The organism is Candidatus Beckwithbacteria bacterium (assembly GCA_012797845.1).
Taxonomy (GTDB): Bacteria; Patescibacteriota; Microgenomatia; order UBA1400; family UBA1449; genus JAAZOH01.
In genome coordinates, this window is sequence record JAAZOH010000021.1 from 1 (window position 1) to 16,495 (window position 16,495).

A 16,495-nucleotide genomic window follows, 5' to 3' on the forward strand; every position below is an offset into this window, starting at 1 on the left:
TCTGTTTCTTCGTAAACCAAAGTAATTTGGTCAATTTACTAAGCAATTAATTTTTTACTTCTTATGAAGCAATTGTCACCAATACATTCTAAAGTGCAACTATTGCTGGATCAGAAGCCTACCTATGTCATTTTTCAATCGACTGTCAACGATTTTTGCTGGCCAAACAAAAGATAAACCAGCTATCCAAAAACCTTCCCAAACTGTTACTCCAAAGGTTCAAAAACCTCACAAAGGACAGGTTGCGCAAGTAGATAAAACTAAGCTAAAAAAACTTCAGGAGCAGTATCTTCAAGATGCTAAAACCAAGGCTCGGGAAATTTTAATTGAAGCTAAAGATGAAGCCTTTAAGCTAAAGCAAGAAGCTGAAGAATCGTTACGGGATAAGCGTAAAGAAATTGATGAGCTGCAACAAAAACTTTACCAAACCCAAGCCGATGTTGATCGCAAAGTCGGAACACTAGAAGAGCGGGAACGTCATCAGCAAGCATTACAAAAACAGCTGGATGAGAAGTTTACCGAACTAGAAAAGATCAAAACTGAACAGCTAGAAAAACTAGAGCGAGCTGCTTCTTTAACTCGTGAAGAAGCTAAAAAACTTATCCTAGAAGCAGTCGAGAAAAAGACCAAATCCGATATTGGCCGAATGATTAAAGAAGCTGAAGATGAGGCTCACGAGCAAGCTGAAGAAAAAGCCCGCGATATTATTGTTGAAGCCATGCGACATGGAGCTACTGACTATGTAGCTGAATACACAGTCTCTTCGGTCAAAATTTCTGATGAAGAAATTAAAGGCCGGGTTATTGGTCGGGAAGGCCGGAATATCCGAGCTTTTGAGCAAGCTACTGGAGTAGATGTAGACTTGGATGAAGAAGGCGCAATCAGACTTTCTTGCTTTGATTCAGTGCGGCGTGAAATAGCCAAAGTTGCTTTGGAAAAACTAATTCGAGATGGCCGTATTCAACCTTCTCGAATTGAGGAGGTAGTCGCTAAGACTAAAGAAGAACTAGAACGAGTTATGTATAAAGAAGGCGAAAATCTTTGCCATCGGGTCAAAGTCTACAATTTGCCTCGCGAAATTATGGCTATGCTGGGACGGTTTAAATATCGTTACAGTTATGGTCAAAACCTGATTACCCACACTTTGGAAGAGACTAAAATCGGGATTGCCCTGGCTCAGGAACTTGGTGCCAATGTTAATGTCGTCCGGCTTGGTTGTTTGCTTCATGATATTGGTAAAGTGATTACCGATGAAGAAGGAACTCACGTTCAAGTCGGAGTTGAGTTTTTGAAAAAATATCAAATTCCCAAAGCCGTTATTGATGCTGTAGCTCAACACCATGAAGACGAAGAATTTTCTTCTGTTGAATCAGTTTTGGTTTATATTGCTGATGCGATTTCCGGTGCTAGACCAGGAGCTCGGTATGAAGACTATGAAGGTTATGTCAAACGGATGCAGGAGCTGGAGGAAGCAGCTAGAGGCTTTGAGGGAGTTAAAGAAGCCTTTGCAATTCAAGCTGGTCGTGAGGTTCGAGTAGTGGTCGATCCCAAAGCTCGCAACGATGCTTCGACCTACAAATTAGCTGGAGATATCAGGGATAAAATCAAAAAAGAACTAACCTATCCAGGGTCAGTCAAAGTAACTGTAATCCGGGAATTACGAACCAGCGAGATAGCTAATTAGCTTGTTTATAGACCCAAAACGTTTGATTTTGCTCTTGCAATTATTTTGGCAAGGATGTATATTCTGATGCGTTAGATCATATGCTAAGAGCTCAAACTGGCATTAGGATTATTAAATAAACCATTTTTGGAACAAGGAGGTGTCTACCTATGACAAAATCTCAAATCGTAGAAATTGTAGCTAAACAAGCTAGTCTGACCAAAAAAGCTGCTCGAGAAGCAATTGATGCATTATTGAGTGAAGTTGAGCGAAAATTACAAAAGGGTGAGAAAGTAGTTTTGTCAGGATTTGGAACTTTCAAAGTTACTAAGGTTAAAGATAAAAAAGGCCGCAATCCTCAAACTGGAAACGATTTAGTTATCAAAGGCCATCGAGCTGTCCGCTTTTTAGTTTCTAAATCTTTGAAAAAAGCCGTTAAGTAAATTTTGCTAACGCAATACAAAGAAAATTAAACCCCCGACTAGTGCGGGGGTTTTTGATTATAATAAGGTATATGAAAAAAATCTGGTCTTTATTTAAAATCTATATCCAAAGATTTTTACAATATCGGGCAGAAGGTTTTATTTGGAGTTTGGTTGATATTGTTCCAGCTTTGGCGATGTTGTTTTATTGGAACGAGGCTTTTAAGAGTCAAGCTTTAATTAGTGGCCGCACTAAAGAAGAAATTCTAAGTTATTACTTTATTAACGCTGTGGTGGCAGTTCTTATTATTACTCATCCAGAGCATGATGTAGCTTTTAATATCAATAAAGGCAGATTAAGTAATTTTCTTGTGAAACCAATTTCTTACCATATAATTCCTTTTACTAGTCAGGTAGCCTACAAGTTTAATCGAGCTTTGTTCGCATTGCCAATGTATGCTGTGGTGGCATTTTTGCTTTTTCAAAAATTCACTATCAAGCTTAGTTTACATATTTCTTTAGGAACAGTTATCATTCTCCTTCTTGGTTTTATTTTAATTTTTTTAATCAAATATAGTTTTGGAATCTTAGCTTTCTGGTTTAGTGAAATAGGATGGATTATTGGTCTCGAGGATGTATTGACAGTGGTTTTTTCCGGTTCAATTCTGCCGCTCTATATGTTTCCACAATGGTTTCAAAATATATCTAATTTTATGCCATTTCAATTTTATGTATATATTCCAGTTCAAGCTTTACTTGGCACATATGATTCTTATCAGCAATTATGGTTTATTGTAAGCCAATTAGTATGGATTTTACTTTTAACATTATTAGTTCGATACATTTGGCAAAAAGGATTAAAAAAATATGCTGCCTATGGAGGTTAATGTGAGGTATCTAAAAATATTCTACCTATTTGCTAGGCAAAACCTGATGAAAGATATGCAATATAAAGGCGATTTTATCTTGCGCAATATTGTGATGTTTCTTTGGGTTTTTATGAGATATATTTTTGTGTTTGTATCTTTTAATCAAATTGTGACCATTGGAGATTGGAATTTTGATAAATCTTTAGTTTTAGTTAGTATTTTTAATGTAAGTCATTCACTTTATAAAATGTTTTTTGAAGAAAATTTTATGAATTTTGCCAGCAAATTATACGAAGGAGAACTTGATCAAATTTTGCTCAAGCCTATTTCTGCTCAATTTACTGTTTCGATACAAGACTTTATGCCTAGGGGTTTTATCAGATTTTTACTTTCCCTTGTGATTTTTATCGTATCATTAGCATGCGTTGGCTGGAGCTTTTCACTAGTTAAAATACTTGGTTTTATAGTGGCTTTTATTTTAGGCTTTTCCTTCTCTTATTCAATTCATTTTATTGTAGTCTGCTTATCTTTCTGGTTTGGCAATGTTGATAATATTCACTTTCTCTCAAGATCGTTTACTAATTTAACGTATATTCCTATGGACATTTTCCCCCTAGGAATGAATTTGTTTTTTACTTTATTTATGCCTATTGTTTTTATTGCAACAGTTCCAGCAAAAATCTTATTTGAACCAAATATTGGCATACTGGTATTAGAAGCAATAATAAGCATCCTATTTTTCTGGCTGACTAGTTTAGTTTGGCATCAGGGTTTAAAAAGTTATAGTTCTGTGAGTAGTTAGTAAAATGTTACAATTCTATATATGACTGCAATTTCAGTTTCCCATCTGCAAAAAACCTTTAAAGTTCATGAAAAAGAACCAGGCATTAGTGGTTCGGTCAAATCACTATTTAAACGTAAGTATCGTTTAGTAAAGGCTGTTGATGATATTAGCTTTTCTATTGATGCAGGTGAGCTAATTGGCTTTATTGGTCCTAATGGAGCTGGAAAAACCACAACTTTAAAAACTTTATCTGGTTTGCTATATCCAGATGGAGGTAAGATCGAAGTTTTGGGTTTTACGCCATTTGAGCGTAAACATGACTTCTTAAAACAAATTGCTTTGGTAATGGGTCAAAAAAACCAACTGTGGTGGGACTTGCCAGCCATGGAAAGCTTTCTTCTAAATAAAGAAATTTATGAAATTCCCGAAGAAAAATTTAAAAAAACGCTCAACAATTTAGTAGACATGCTGGATGTGTCTAAAGTTTTAAACGTACAGGTACGTAAATTATCACTAGGTCAGCGGATGAAATGCGAGCTGATTGCAGCCTTGTTGCATTCACCAAAGGTATTATTCTTGGACGAACCGACCATTGGTTTGGATGTGGTGATGCAAAAGAAAATGCGGCATTTTATCAAAGAGTACAACGAAACCTTTGGGGCTACGATTATCTTGACCTCTCACTACATGGAAGATGTTAAAAAACTGTGTAAGCGAATCATTATCATTGATCATGGCCAGATCATTTTTGATGGCAATTTTGCTGAGATTATTAAAAAATATGCTGACCACAAAATTTTGGAAATATTTTTATCTAAAGAAGTTTTAGAAGCTGATCTAGCTAAATTTGGCACAGTCAAAAAATACAGAAACAATCGAGCAATTATTATGGCTCCCCGAAAACAAATTTTACAAACCGCGGCTGCGCTTTTGAAAAAACTACCAGTTGAAGATATTAATATTGATGAACCAGCCATAGAAGACGTCATTCGAGAAATTTTTTCCGGCAGTGATGAAGCCTAAAAATTTGTCATCTCGACCAAGATGGAGATCTTTTTAAAAGATCCTTCGGCTTCGCTCAGGATGACAAAATATAGTGACTCAGACTCTTTCCAAATACTACCAAGTTTTTAAAATTAGCCTGGAAGATCAGCTGGTTTATCGGGCAAGAGTGTTGCTTTGGCGAATTAGGTCAGTGATTCGTTTTTTGACTACTTACTTTTTCTGGCTAGCTATGTTTAGTAATAATCCCCATTTGTATAACTATAGTCGGGCTGACATTCTGACCTATGTGTTTATGAGCCAAATTCTCTATGACATTATCTATACGACCCTAACAGACGAAGTAGCAGTAGAAATAGCCCAAGGAAGTTTGGGTAATTATCTGCTTAAACCAGTTAATTACTTAAAATACAAAATAGCTATTGGTTTAGCTGATAAATCTCACAATGTTTTTTTCTCAATCCTTGAAGCGATTGGGCTTTATTTTATCTTTCGGCCACCATTTAGGTTGCCACAACTAGGTAGTAGCTATCTTATCTTTATAGCAGCCGTTATTTTGGCTTGTATTTTGTATTTTGAGCTATCCTATTGGGTATCATTACATGCTTTTTGGTTTCGAGAAAATGCTGGTTGGCCGATTCGGTTTTTATTTATGATGCTAGTAAGTTTTCTGAGTGGGAACTTTTTTCCTTTAAATTTTTTACCAAAAACTTTATTTACTTTTTTAACCTTATTGCCTACGACTTATCTGACCTATGTGCCGATCCAGTTTTGGCTGGAAAAAACCGATAGTTTTACTACCTGGTTTAGCTTTGTCATGATGATTTTGTGGATTACCATATTGGGATTTTTAATCCAAAAAACTTGGAAAAAAGGATTACAAATATATGAAAGTGAAGGAAAGTAAAAAAATTATCTAATTTTATGAGCTTACAGCTTTACTGGCTATTTTGGAAGAAACAAGCTTTATTTTCTTTACAAACCCTCTTAGTGACTAAATGGGGTAGTTTGATTTTTATTTTAGGTAAATTTGTGCGTTACTTTTTCTTTTTGACAGTTATTATTAGAGTCGGCGAACAGACCAAATTAGTAGCCGGCTATTCTATTGATCAACTAATTACTTTTTTCCTAATCTATAACATGATTGATTTACTGGGACAGCTTTTTTTCCGGGGTGTCTATTTTTTCAGAGATCTTATTGTAGATGGTACATTTGATTTTGTACTTCTAAAACCTCTTAATCCACTGTTTCAAGTGCTAACTGGTTATATCGATATGTTAGATATACCCTTACTTCTAGTAGTTTTAGTAAGTTTATTAATCCAAAATCTTCACGCCAGTTTCATGACCATTGTGTTATATCTAATAGCCATTGGTATAAGCTTGCTCGTTTTAGTTGCTTTTCATATTTTAGTAGTGGCTTTTGGAATTATCTTTTTTGAAGTTGATAGCATTGTGATGCTGTTTCGAGATCTCTCAAGAATGGGCCAACTGCCGGTTGATATTTATCAATCAGCGGTTCGTTTTGTGATAACATATATCATACCAATTGCTATTATCATGAATTTGCCTGCTAAAGCACTGCTTAATTTAATATCATGGCAAAATTTAGTGCTTTCGCTAGGGATAGCAATAGTTGTTTTGATATTAAGTTTATGGTTTTGGCAGCAAGCCTTAAAACAGTATTCAAGTGCTTCAAGTTAATATGAAAAAAGATCAACTACAAGTAGCTAAACAGATTAAAACTCTGTTTTTGCAAGCCAGACAAGCTCTTAAAATTAATCGGGACCAACCTGAGGCTCGAATCATGTTTGACATGTTGGATGGGATTGATCGGGCTTCAGTGATGCTCAATAGCGCTTGGAAACTGAGCGAAAAACACCATATTACCGATCCAGCCATGCGTAAAGAGTTTGTCGATATGTTTAGCTATTTTGGCAAAGTCAGGAAAGAACTGACCCAGGAATTTAAGCAAAAACATTAAGAATGAAAATAACGGTTAAAGTAACCCCTAAAGCCAGAGTAAATAGTGTTGAAGAAATTTCTTCCAATCTTTATAAGGTAAAAACTACTGCACCTGCTGCTGGAGGTCAGGCTAATGAAGCTGTTATCAAACTTCTGGCTGATTATTTTAAAGTTAAAAAATCGGCAGTTGATTTATTGCAAGGTGAAACAAGCCGGCAAAAGGTAATTGAAATTGAGTTATAATTTCTATATGCAACAAATTTATCCAGCGGTTAAAGCTATTATTCTTCATAATCATAAATTTCTTATCATACGGCAAATTGTAGCTGGACAGGAAGTTTGGGATTTACCTGGTGGCAAAGTTGATTATGGAGAATCTCCGTATGATACTTTATTTCGTGAAGTAAAAGAGGAATTGGACATGGAAGTGATAATAGTTAAACCCGTTGGTTTATGGTGGTTTTTTAGATTAGGAGATGCGGTTCAAATTATTTGTAGTACTTTTTTATGCAAGCCAAAAAATACTAAAATTGATCTTGCTAAAAATCCGGCTCAAGAAAACATTGCTGAATATCGGTGGGTAAGTAAAAAAGATTTCTTATCTTCAAAATATAAAACTGGTCATAAAAGCTTAAAGCAATTAATTATGGGTTTAGAGATTTAAAATAGCTCTAATTTTCTCAACAGATTTTTCAGGATTTGTCTCATCAAAACAAACTGTCTGCCAACCTAAATCACGAGCTGGTTGCAGATTTTTCTCCAAATCATCTATAAACAGAATATGTTGTGGTGGGCAAGAAGCTAATTCTGCTGCTTTTTTATAAATTGTCATATCTGGTTTCATGACATTACATGTTGAAGATTGGACAGCATGACGATACTTAATTTTAGGTATTTTTTGAAATTTAAAAAAGGCCTCAAGCATATCTGGATAAATATTGGTTAAAAATCCAATCTGGAAAAGTTTGTCTATCTCTTGTAAAAGAAAATGAGTTGGCATGATAACTTCATGGTTTTGGGCCCACCAACTGATAAAATCAAAATTATCCTTTAAACCAAATTCTTTGCTAAGAATAGTCCAGATTGTTTGGGTGGAAATTTTACCTAGATTAGCATCATCATCAGCTGGCTGGTAAACTTTCATAAAATAGTCAAAATCATCACAATCAGTCAGCTCAAACAGTTTTTTTTCAGCTATTCGCCAACTGGCAATTACATTGCCAATATCAAAGTAAATAAACTTTACCTGAGAATTCATGTTTAGACTGTTGGCCAAGAAGTAATTACTAAATCAGTTTCATCTTTAGTTTTAGTTTGTTGCCAAATAGTTTCGGTGACATAAGGCATAAAAGGATGTAAGAGTTTTAGACAAGTTTTCAAACTATAATGCAGTACACTCAAAACTTCTTCATCACCATTTTGAAGCCTATCTTTAGACTCTTCGATATATTTGTCGGCCAATTCATGCCAAATGAATTCATACAAACCTTCGCCAGCTAAAGAAAACTTAAAGTTTTCCAAATATTTAGTAGTTCGTTTAATTAAACTATCCAGTTTTTTGATAAAAGCTGCATCTTGTTTCTCAAGTTTAGTTTTAGCAGAAAATGGCTTAATAGTTTTACCTTGAGAATTTAATTCAATAAATCTGGCAATATTCCAAACTTTATTGGCAAAATTACGATAGCCTTTGATTTTTGGCTCACCTAAAGACATATCTTTGCCTGGGGTGGAACCAACTACTAAAGCCATGCGCAGGGCATCAGCACTAAACTTTTCAATGCTTTCTAAAGGATCAACCACATTGCCTTTGCTTTTACTCATCTTTTGACCAAAAGCATCACGGACTAAACCATGTAAATACACTTTCTCAAAAGGAATCTGACCGGTTCGATACAAACCAAACATAATCATCCGGGCTACCCAGAAAAACAAAATTTCATAACCAGTTTCCATGACTGTAGTGGGATAGAAGTATTGATAGTCTTTGGATTTAGGATAACCCAAAGTAGTGTATGGCCATTGGCCAGATGAAAACCAAGTATCTAAGGTATCTGGATCTTGAATTAGCTTAGTGTTGCCACAGTACGGGCACTTATCTGGTTTAGTAGCTGAAACTACATATTTACCACAGCCTTCATTACGTTTATTTTTCTCAACCAGGTCTGGGTTCATCAATTTTTGCAAGTCTGACAAACCATTGGTGCCACAGTAATAAGCCGGAATTTGAATACCCCACCACAACTGTCTGCTAATACACCAATCATAAATATCGTTCATCCAGTTTTTATAAATCTTTTTGAAATATTTAGGAATGATAGTAATTTTTTTATCTTCAATGGCTTTTAAAGCTGGTTTAGCAAGGGGCTCAATCTCTACAAACCATTGTAGAGAAACTTGAGGTTCAACAATTGTATTACAACGTTCACAATGACCCACTTCATGTTTAAATTTCTTAACTGCTAAAACTCGGTCCATCCGACTTAGCTCTTTGATAATAGCCTCTCTAGCTTCAAATGCATTCATGCCGGCAAATTGACCAGCTTCTTTGGTCATTTTATTTCTAAAATCAATCACTTGAATGACGGGTAATTTGTGGCGCCGCCCAATCTCGAAATCTTTTGGATCATGAGCCGGGGTGACTTTAACTGCCCCAGTCCCAAATTCAGGGTCAACAGCCTTGTCGGCAATAATCGGAATTTCTCGGTTTACAAACGGTACCATGATAGTTTTGCCAATAAACTGTTTATAGCGGTCATCATCCGGATGAACAGCCACAGCCGTATCACCTAGTAATGTTTCAGGTCTAGTAGTGGCAACCACAATAAAGCGTTGTTGGTTGGTAAACTCAGCTTTTTGGGCCATACAGTAAGCAATGTGATAAAGCTTACCTTCAATTTCTTCATGAACTACTTCTAAATTGGATAGAGCGGTGGCACAGCGGCGGCACCAGTTGATCATCCGGTGAGCTCGATAGAGTAATTTATCTTCATGCAAAGCTGCAAATGTATCTAGAACCTGGGCTGATACGTCAGGATCTAGGGTAAATTTAGCCCGACTCCAGTCAGCGGAAGCACCCAATCTCTTGATTTGCATAAACATGGTGTCTTTATTGTTCAGCGTAAAATCAAGGCATTGTTTGACAAATTCTTCCCGGCCTAAATCAAAACGAGACACCTTTTTCTTGGCTAAAATCTTTTCATAGGAAACCTGAGTAGCAATACTAGCATGATCAGCTCCGGGTAAATATAAAGCCGCATCGCCCAGCATACGATGGTAACGGATCATAATATCCTGCAAAGCCACAAACTTAGCATGGCCAATATGAAGACTACCGTTAGCATTTGGCGGTGGCATGATGATGGTAAATGGTTTTTTTGCTGGATCTATTTTGGGGGTAAAGTGTTTGCTTTTTTCCCAGAGCTGGTAAATTTTTGGTTCCCAGTCTTGATGATTATAGTTTTTATCTAGCATGCATTTTGATTGTCATTTCGAGCGAAGTTGAGAAATCTTATTTGATAAGGTTTCTAGCTTCGATTGGATGACACTAGCAGAAGTAAGAAATTCAATGCTAGTATAATATCACGAATAACAGAGGTTTTCATCAGGAAATTTAGTAAAATTGTTGAAAAATATGGAAATTATTACCATTCCAGTTGGCCGATTACAGGTTAATTGCTATCTTTTGATTGCCGAAAATAAAGAAACATTAATCATTGATCCTGGAGATGATGCTGACTTAATAGCTCAAAAAATCTCAGAAGAACAACTCAAACCTCTTGCTATGCTTGCTACTCATGGTCATTTTGATCATGTAATGGCAGCTTTTGAACTTCAAGAAAATTTTAACATTCCTTTTCTGCTTGATCCCAAGGATGAATTTCTTCTTGAGAGATTAAGCCAAACTGCTAGTCATTTTTTAGGTGAAAAAGTCGAAGCTTGGCCACCAAGGAAAATTACACCGCTATCTATAGAGACAATTCGTGAATTGTCTCTACCTAAAGAATTTGACTTTAAAATTATCCCCACTCCTGGCCATACCCCTGGCTCAGCGAGTCTTTACTTTCCGTGTCATCCTGAGTCTTCGATGAAATCGAAGGCAAAGGATCTTGCTGAAAAAAAGATTCTTCGCTCTGCTCAGAATGACATAGCAAGTTGCGTTTTTGTAGGGGATGTGCTTTTTGCGGGTGGAGGGTTTGGTCGAACTGATTTTTCTTACTGCTCAAGCGCTGATTTACAGAAGTCAATTGCCAGACTTTTTGCATTACCAGATGAGACCATTATTTATTCTGGACATGGGGAGGGGAGTAGGATTGAAAGCGAAAAAGAATATTTTGACTAATGTTTCCTCGATATCTGAAATTCTAAGCACCTTATTAAAGTTAATAATCATTTTTAGAATTTGAGTAATTAATTTGGAAAAGACATGTAGCCGAATATCTGGTGTTATGTAATGTAGACTTTTCCGTCTTTTTAAAATCAAACTTACAGTATTATTTCATCTCCTTCACCTAAGAGCTGAACTGCTCCATTATTGATTATTAGAGCTTGCTTATCAGTTAATATCCTCAATGGATGACCAGTATTACTAAAATCTTTTTTTAAACGTTCCATCATGTCAGGTGTGTAATGAGCTTTTAATAAAAAAGGCACAATGTTCATAGCAGTAAAATCGGTAATACCAAATCTATCAAAGCCACGCTCATTAAACGTTGACATTATGATAGATGGGCCTGTGATATATGAACCAGCACTTGAACCAATATATACAACTCCTTCAGATAACTTTTCTTTAATCACTTTTTCAAAGTTGCTATCTCTGACAGATTTAAGTAGATAGTATGTGTTTCCTCCCTCAACAAAAATAATGTCATGTCCATCTAGTGCCTTTCTTAGCTCGCCTTCATTCATGCCAGCTATGTCAATATCATTAAAGGAGAAGTTTAGCTTGTTTATTGTGTTTTGGAAGTTTTTTGCATAAGAATCATCATGCACCTTCTTTGATGCAGTAGAGATGTAGGCTATTTTACAGTCCGTAATTTTTTTAGGTAAATATTGATTTATATTATTTTGAATAATAAATTTACCACTGGAAGTGAGAATTAACATACTCATAAGTAAAGGAAAAGGTTACTTTACATAACTCATTTATATACAAACTGTTTTTATAACTAAAAATAAATCCCCAACCCTAAAACCCCATGCACAATAGCCAAGCCGATCGTAATACGGGCTAAGGTGGAATGATATTTGAAAGGTAAAAATTTAATACCCTTTTTCTGTAGCGTGGGAATACTAGCAGTTAGGATTAATAAGAGAAGAGTTATAATCCCCAGATACATAATCAATGGTTTGCCAAGAATTAGAAAAAAAGTGATTTGAGTTAGCATTATTTAATACTACCAATAAGATAATCCGGGAGCAAATCCTGAGCTTTACCAGCATGAGCTGGCTTGCTGTCAAATAGGGCTGTAGCGTCGATACCACAACCTTGCACGATTGCTTTTCCACCAGGATGAGTTGGAATAAACTTGGTCACATCATAAACCTTATCATGAATTACCAGCCAACAATCAGATTCACCATTGTGTTTAGCTACTTCATCTAATGAATATGTTTTAGTCTCCGTGGTATTGTCGGGAGTGGAAGTAGTTTGACTTTGAGTAGGTGAAATTTGTGGCTGAGATTGATTTTGGGTAGAAGCACTTGTATTACAAGCAGTCAATAAAATGCCAGAAAAAAACAAAAAAGAAATGAAGATTTTTTTCATAGTTATTTCAAATGTTTAATGCAGTTAAAACTAATAATAGTATAGTTTTTATTTTCATCAATTTCAAAAATACAAACAGAAGTATTTTTGAGTTTTTCTATTGTCCGTAAATCCTGATGAGTTTTTGAAGTCAAGGCTGCAATTAGGGCACGATTGATTCCATTATGTCCAACCATCAAGACTGTTTCTTGAGAGTGCTTTTTCAAAACTGTTTGTAAAAATTGAGAAGCGCGATTAAAAAGTTCTTCAGTACTTTCACCAACTTCACAAGTAACACTAGTTAAACTGGTTTCTTTACCAAAACCTAACTCTTCTTTGCTTTTACCTTGCCAGGGACCTAAAAATTTTTCTCTTAGATCCTGAACATAATTTACAATAATATGAGCATGATATTTAGCAATTTCTTTGGTAGTGTCTGCAGCTCTGGCTAAATCACTTGAATAAATTGCATCAATGCGTTCTGATTTGAGGCGTTTGGCCAATTTCTTAGCTTGTTCTATTCCCTCCTTAGATAATTTACCTGGAAGATGACCTTGAATAATACCCGCAATGTTTTCTTCGGTTAAACCATGACGAGTAAGAATCAATTTCATATTTTGAAATTTGGCTCTCCAATTAATTAATGTTTTTTAGTTTACTTTTGCCACAAGCCATGCAGATTGCAATATTCCCGCACGGTCATTTCTTGAGCTTGAACCTCAAACTCAGCTTCCGGTTTTTCACCGGGATGTAGGAATTTACGGTAGCAAACTCCGTCGGCAATAAGCTGAATCCACTGGATAAAATGATCTTTTTCCATGGGATGCTCTATTTCTCCGACTTTAACCTTGATGCCATTTGCAGTTTTTTCTACTACTGGTACGTGTTTTTCCTGGCCTTGATCCTGGGTTTTAGGCTCAAGTAGCTCCATCGGCTGATTACAGCAAACTAAGGTGCCACTACCTTCTTGCAGCACTTCAATAATATGACCGCAAACATTGCAGCGGAAAATTTGATGACGTTTAGCCATAGATGCCTCCTTATTTTTTAACTTCAAAAAAAGCTTGAGGATGAGAGCAAGATGGACAAATCATAGGAGCATCAGTTCCCTCATGAACATAACCGCAATTACGACAGACCCAGGTTACTTTTTGTTTCTTTTTAAAGACAGTCTTTTCTTCGAGCTGCTTGAGGAATTTTTTGTACCGATCTTCATGATTTTGTTCAGCTACTGCAATTGAACGCAAGCGAGCAGCAATCTCCTTCATGCCTTCTTTTTCAGCTATGTCGGCAAAGCCAGGATACATACTGGTATATTCATAATTTTCCCCAGCAATAGCAGCTTTCAAGTTTTCAATAGTAGTTTCTAAAGTAGTTGGAACTTCGGCTTCGACTTGCAAGCTGTCAAACTGCTCTTTTTCCTTGAGTTGATTGATCAGTCGCATTAGCCATTTGGCATGTTCTTTTTCCTGAGCAGCAGTAAGCTCAAAATTAGCCGCAATTTCTTCATAGCCTTCTTTTTGGGCAATCTTGGCATAAAAGGTGTAGCGATTACGGGCTTGGCTTTCACCAATAAATGCTTTAGCTAAATTGGAAATAGTGTCTTTCATAAGACCTCCTTTTTAATGTTTGCTAAGTACTACTGATAATAAAGAAAATAAAATTAAAATCAAGTTTTTTAAACCTCAATTTCCCATCTGACCATCTTGCCACTCTTATCAAACTCGCTTCGGGCAGTGAAAACCGTATTTTGGGGAAGTGATTTTACCTGCTTAATAATTGCCTTTAAATCATCAAAAATTTTAATAGCATCTAAATCTTGAAGATTGATCCACATGGGTTCACCTTCAAGACTTGATTTAAGATTTACTGTTTTAGTTTGACTAGTAGTCACAAAAAGCATCAGGTTTTTACCAAAAAAATTAGCAACATGAACAACGCCACGCAGCGCAACCTTTTCAATTTCTAGGCCAGTTTCTTCTAAAACTTCCCGTTTAGTGTTGGCAATAATGCCTTCACCAAGCTCAATATGACCGCCGGGCGGATCATAAAAACCAGCCAGTTTACCTTTTTCCCGCGAAAATTTAAGCAGTAAAATTTGCCCTTTTTCATTAAAAACCAGACAAATTGTACGAGGGATAATTTGATGTCTTTGACTCATGCTTAAACTCCTCCCGTCCCTTTTAAATAAATTGCTTGCCAAGGTTTGTATGTTGAATAAAAAGTTTTTTCGTGCAGAACTTCGTTATTTTTGACCACCTTCCAATCAAAAGCAGTTTTGGCTCCCCAAGCAGCCCAATCAATTTGTTTAACCACTCCAGCAGGTAGAGTTGGGTCATCTTGGTACATATCGGGAGGAGGAGGAGTTTGATCCCAGACTCGGGATTTACTGATCTCTACCTGGCGGCCATCGCTGGTACCAAAAAGCTCAAATCTCATATACAAATTATTAGGATCAGTCATGGTTTGAATCAAAATATGACCAGGAGTGTCATTGATAAATTTAAAATCAGTGCTGGGTGAAAAGACAGTCGCATCAACTCCAACTTCATAGTTTTGCTCATAATAGGAAACGCGATATGCATGAGCATGACGTTCAGTGATATCAAGGCCAGCATCCAAAGCAGCTCGAAATAGAGTAGTAGAAACCTGGCAAACCCCACCACCATCGCCAAGTACAGTTCGACCTTCTTTAATAATGTAGGCTTGTTGATAGCCATGGGCTTGGTCAATTTCACCCACAGTTTTATTAAACGAAAATTCTTCACCTGGTTTGATTAAAACTCCATGGAATTTTGAGGCTGCCAATGTCAAGTTGTGAATTCTGCCAGCAATAGAATGACCAAACCAAGATTCGCCTTTACCAATCAGTTCTTTGATACCTAGATCATTAAGTTCGCCAGTTTTAATATCCGGTTCTTTAGTTTGGATTTTAAGGGTAATGTCATATTCAGTTTGGTCCTTTTGATCAACCAAAGTTAAAATACCAGTTTTGATAGCTTGAGTCGTATCTTCTTGGTTTAGGACTAAACCATCCTTAGCTGGTTTAAAAGCCGTAACTTTTTCTCCATCAAATTCAAAAAGTGCATTTTCCGGCGGTCGGTCAATGGTTTGAGCCAGTTGAGCGGACCAGGAAGCAATTTTTTCCTGTTCAAACGTGTCGTAAAAGGACAAAAAATTGATCAATTCTTCGCCATTTAGTTCCCAGTTATTGCCGTCTTGTTTTAAAATAATTTTTTTATTCAAAAGTTGATTAGCCATGCTTTGAGTTTTATCAATTTGGGCTTGACTAACTGGCTTGGCAACTTGGTTAAATTGCAATGTAATTGGGTTAAAATTTTGACTGGCAAAGGCGTCAACAATATCGGTTTTAGTTTTTTTAGTGTCCAGTTCTTTGCCGGTTCGGCCAGCTGAAACCGTAGCTTCTTTTTGACCATTACTACTTTCAATAGTAATAGTTGGTGGAATCATAGGCTCATTAAGCCCAGCGGCAATAGAAGCTATATATTCATCGAGATTGGTTTCATTGACCAAAACTACAAGTTGGAGTTTTTTACCATGCTGAAGTAAATTAAATCGGTTATAGGTATTTTGAAAAAAATCTTTATTTCTGCCAAGTTGATACGCATTTTCAATAGTTTGATCAATATCAAAACGAAGATCAAGATTAGCTTCAGAAAGCTGATATTTCTGACTATCTGTTAGCAAGGTTACTGTTTCCTGCCGGTGTTTTAAATCACCCAAAATCATATCAGCTATTTCTTTGCTATCCTTACCACCAACACTATATTGGTTTATGGTAACTTTTGGATATACCTGACCTAGGTAGTAAAAACCGTACAAAAAAATGATATCAACAGGAATAAGAAGAATTAGAATAGTAATACCGATTTTTTGCAAAATCCGATTTTTAACTAAAGCAGTAAATGCTAGCTGTTTCATAATGGCTAAATATGTTACGATAAATCTAGACGGAATCTAGCTATCATAGTACCATGGTATGGTAGTGGTCAAAAGTCTTATTTCTATGGCTGATACAAAGCA

Annotated in this window: 21 protein-coding genes; 11 read left to right on the forward strand and 10 right to left on the reverse strand. The window is 36.1% G+C overall.

What is annotated here, in order from left to right:
- Nucleotides 1-124 precede the first annotated feature (124 nt).
- The 10 genes from rny to GYA49_02895 all read left to right on the forward strand — a co-directional run bounded on the left by rny (nt 125) and on the right by GYA49_02895 (nt 7,369).
- Nucleotides 125-1,684, forward strand: a complete 1,560-nt coding sequence (rny, locus tag GYA49_02850; protein NMC35961.1) for a ribonuclease Y — start codon at nt 125-127, stop codon at nt 1,682-1,684.
- 149 nt (nt 1,685-1,833) lie between these two features.
- Entirely contained in the window at nt 1,834-2,106 is a 273-nt protein-coding gene (locus GYA49_02855) for an HU family DNA-binding protein (protein NMC35962.1), read from the forward strand.
- A 71-nt stretch (nt 2,107-2,177) separates the two neighbouring features.
- Complete coding sequence (locus tag GYA49_02860) at nt 2,178-2,972, forward strand: hypothetical protein (protein ID NMC35963.1); 795 nt, start codon at nt 2,178-2,180, stop codon at nt 2,970-2,972.
- A 46-nt stretch (nt 2,973-3,018) separates the two neighbouring features.
- Nucleotides 3,019-3,756 carry a hypothetical protein gene (locus GYA49_02865; protein NMC35964.1) on the forward strand — a complete coding sequence of 246 codons (738 nt, stop codon included), beginning with the start codon at nt 3,019-3,021 and terminating at the stop codon, nt 3,754-3,756.
- A gap of 21 nt (nt 3,757-3,777) precedes the next feature.
- Complete coding sequence (locus GYA49_02870) at nt 3,778-4,761, forward strand: ATP-binding cassette domain-containing protein (GenBank protein ID NMC35965.1); 984 nt, start codon at nt 3,778-3,780, stop codon at nt 4,759-4,761.
- Nucleotides 4,762-4,834: 73 nt separating this feature from the next.
- Nucleotides 4,835-5,647, forward strand: a complete 813-nt coding sequence (locus GYA49_02875) for a hypothetical protein (GenBank protein NMC35966.1) — start codon at nt 4,835-4,837, stop codon at nt 5,645-5,647.
- 17 nt (nt 5,648-5,664) lie between these two features.
- Complete coding sequence (locus tag GYA49_02880) at nt 5,665-6,444, forward strand: hypothetical protein (protein NMC35967.1); 780 nt, start codon at nt 5,665-5,667, stop codon at nt 6,442-6,444.
- 1 nt (nt 6,445) lies between these two features.
- Nucleotides 6,446-6,724, forward strand: coding sequence for a hypothetical protein (locus GYA49_02885; GenBank protein NMC35968.1), 279 nt, complete (start codon nt 6,446-6,448; stop codon nt 6,722-6,724).
- A gap of 2 nt (nt 6,725-6,726) precedes the next feature.
- Nucleotides 6,727-6,948 carry a DUF167 domain-containing protein gene (locus GYA49_02890; GenBank protein ID NMC35969.1) on the forward strand — a complete coding sequence of 74 codons (222 nt, stop codon included), beginning with the start codon at nt 6,727-6,729 and terminating at the stop codon, nt 6,946-6,948.
- A 7-nt stretch (nt 6,949-6,955) separates the two neighbouring features.
- The gene (locus GYA49_02895; GenBank protein ID NMC35970.1) at nt 6,956-7,369 is read left to right on the forward strand and encodes an NUDIX hydrolase; all 414 of its coding nucleotides are present in this window, start codon (nt 6,956-6,958) and stop codon (nt 7,367-7,369) included.
- On the opposite strand, the gene GYA49_02900 is transcribed toward GYA49_02895, so the two are convergent.
- Together GYA49_02900 and GYA49_02905 are read right to left on the reverse strand one after the other, a co-directional pair.
- Nucleotides 7,358-7,963, reverse strand: a complete 606-nt coding sequence (locus GYA49_02900) for an HAD-IA family hydrolase (GenBank protein NMC35971.1) — start codon at nt 7,961-7,963, stop codon at nt 7,358-7,360. The two genes, GYA49_02895 and GYA49_02900, sit on opposite strands and share 12 nt — an antisense overlap.
- Nucleotides 7,964-7,965: 2 nt before the next feature.
- On the reverse strand, nt 7,966-10,176 hold the full coding sequence (locus GYA49_02905) for a valine--tRNA ligase (GenBank protein NMC35972.1): 2,211 nt from the start codon (nt 10,174-10,176) through the stop codon (nt 7,966-7,968).
- Between the two features lie 160 nt (nt 10,177-10,336).
- Between GYA49_02905 and GYA49_02910 the strand changes: the two genes are divergently transcribed.
- Nucleotides 10,337-11,044 (forward strand): MBL fold metallo-hydrolase, encoded by a 708-nt coding sequence (locus GYA49_02910; GenBank protein ID NMC35973.1) that lies wholly within the window; start codon nt 10,337-10,339, stop codon nt 11,042-11,044.
- A gap of 143 nt (nt 11,045-11,187) precedes the next feature.
- Here the strand turns inward: GYA49_02910 and GYA49_02915 are convergent, their stop codons facing one another.
- From GYA49_02915 to GYA49_02950, 8 genes are all read right to left on the reverse strand, one after another.
- The gene (locus tag GYA49_02915; protein NMC35974.1) at nt 11,188-11,811 is read right to left on the reverse strand and encodes a type 1 glutamine amidotransferase-like domain-containing protein; all 624 of its coding nucleotides are present in this window, start codon (nt 11,809-11,811) and stop codon (nt 11,188-11,190) included.
- A 62-nt stretch (nt 11,812-11,873) separates the two neighbouring features.
- Nucleotides 11,874-12,092, reverse strand: a complete 219-nt coding sequence (locus GYA49_02920; GenBank protein ID NMC35975.1) for a hypothetical protein — start codon at nt 12,090-12,092, stop codon at nt 11,874-11,876.
- The gene (locus GYA49_02925) at nt 12,092-12,472 is read right to left on the reverse strand and encodes a cytochrome b5 domain-containing protein (GenBank protein NMC35976.1); all 381 of its coding nucleotides are present in this window, start codon (nt 12,470-12,472) and stop codon (nt 12,092-12,094) included. Before GYA49_02925 ends, GYA49_02920 begins: the two co-directional genes overlap by 1 nt.
- 2 nt (nt 12,473-12,474) lie before the next feature.
- On the reverse strand, nt 12,475-13,065 hold the full coding sequence (locus tag GYA49_02930) for a histidine phosphatase family protein (protein ID NMC35977.1): 591 nt from the start codon (nt 13,063-13,065) through the stop codon (nt 12,475-12,477).
- Between the two features lie 41 nt (nt 13,066-13,106).
- Nucleotides 13,107-13,481: a desulfoferrodoxin gene (locus GYA49_02935; protein ID NMC35978.1), complete on the reverse strand. Its 375-nt coding sequence runs from the start codon at nt 13,479-13,481 to the stop codon at nt 13,107-13,109.
- Nucleotides 13,482-13,491: 10 nt separating this feature from the next.
- Nucleotides 13,492-14,061, reverse strand: coding sequence for a rubrerythrin family protein (locus GYA49_02940; GenBank protein NMC35979.1), 570 nt, complete (start codon nt 14,059-14,061; stop codon nt 13,492-13,494).
- A 68-nt stretch (nt 14,062-14,129) separates the two neighbouring features.
- Complete coding sequence (locus tag GYA49_02945; protein ID NMC35980.1) at nt 14,130-14,612, reverse strand: NUDIX domain-containing protein; 483 nt, start codon at nt 14,610-14,612, stop codon at nt 14,130-14,132.
- Nucleotides 14,613-14,614: 2 nt separating this feature from the next.
- Nucleotides 14,615-16,393, reverse strand: coding sequence for a hypothetical protein (locus tag GYA49_02950; GenBank protein NMC35981.1), 1,779 nt, complete (start codon nt 16,391-16,393; stop codon nt 14,615-14,617).
- Between the last annotated feature and the right edge of the window lie 102 nt (nt 16,394-16,495).

Coding starts and splice junctions, on each gene's coding strand:
- GYA49_02865 (NMC35964.1), top strand. CDS start 3,019: ATGAAAGATATGCAATATAAAGGCGATTTTATCTTGCGCAATATTGTG.
- GYA49_02910 (NMC35973.1), top strand. CDS start 10,337: ATGGAAATTATTACCATTCCAGTTGGCCGATTACAGGTTAATTGCTAT.
- GYA49_02930 (NMC35977.1), bottom strand. CDS start 13,065: ATGAAATTGATTCTTACTCGTCATGGTTTAACCGAAGAAAACATTGCG.
- GYA49_02890 (NMC35969.1), top strand. CDS start 6,727: ATGAAAATAACGGTTAAAGTAACCCCTAAAGCCAGAGTAAATAGTGTT.
- GYA49_02925 (NMC35976.1), bottom strand. CDS start 12,472: ATGAAAAAAATCTTCATTTCTTTTTTGTTTTTTTCTGGCATTTTATTG.
- GYA49_02935 (NMC35978.1), bottom strand. CDS start 13,481: ATGGCTAAACGTCATCAAATTTTCCGCTGCAATGTTTGCGGTCATATT.
- GYA49_02855 (NMC35962.1), top strand. CDS start 1,834: ATGACAAAATCTCAAATCGTAGAAATTGTAGCTAAACAAGCTAGTCTG.
- GYA49_02885 (NMC35968.1), top strand. CDS start 6,446: ATGAAAAAAGATCAACTACAAGTAGCTAAACAGATTAAAACTCTGTTT.
- GYA49_02945 (NMC35980.1), bottom strand. CDS start 14,612: ATGAGTCAAAGACATCAAATTATCCCTCGTACAATTTGTCTGGTTTTT.
- GYA49_02870 (NMC35965.1), top strand. CDS start 3,778: ATGACTGCAATTTCAGTTTCCCATCTGCAAAAAACCTTTAAAGTTCAT.
- GYA49_02905 (NMC35972.1), bottom strand. CDS start 10,176: ATGCTAGATAAAAACTATAATCATCAAGACTGGGAACCAAAAATTTAC.
- GYA49_02950 (NMC35981.1), bottom strand. CDS start 16,393: ATGAAACAGCTAGCATTTACTGCTTTAGTTAAAAATCGGATTTTGCAA.
- GYA49_02895 (NMC35970.1), top strand. CDS start 6,956: ATGCAACAAATTTATCCAGCGGTTAAAGCTATTATTCTTCATAATCAT.
- GYA49_02880 (NMC35967.1), top strand. CDS start 5,665: ATGAGCTTACAGCTTTACTGGCTATTTTGGAAGAAACAAGCTTTATTT.
- GYA49_02900 (NMC35971.1), bottom strand. CDS start 7,963: ATGAATTCTCAGGTAAAGTTTATTTACTTTGATATTGGCAATGTAATT.
- GYA49_02940 (NMC35979.1), bottom strand. CDS start 14,061: ATGAAAGACACTATTTCCAATTTAGCTAAAGCATTTATTGGTGAAAGC.
- GYA49_02860 (NMC35963.1), top strand. CDS start 2,178: ATGAAAAAAATCTGGTCTTTATTTAAAATCTATATCCAAAGATTTTTA.
- GYA49_02920 (NMC35975.1), bottom strand. CDS start 12,092: ATGCTAACTCAAATCACTTTTTTTCTAATTCTTGGCAAACCATTGATT.
- rny (NMC35961.1), top strand. CDS start 125: ATGTCATTTTTCAATCGACTGTCAACGATTTTTGCTGGCCAAACAAAA.
- GYA49_02915 (NMC35974.1), bottom strand. CDS start 11,811: ATGTTAATTCTCACTTCCAGTGGTAAATTTATTATTCAAAATAATATA.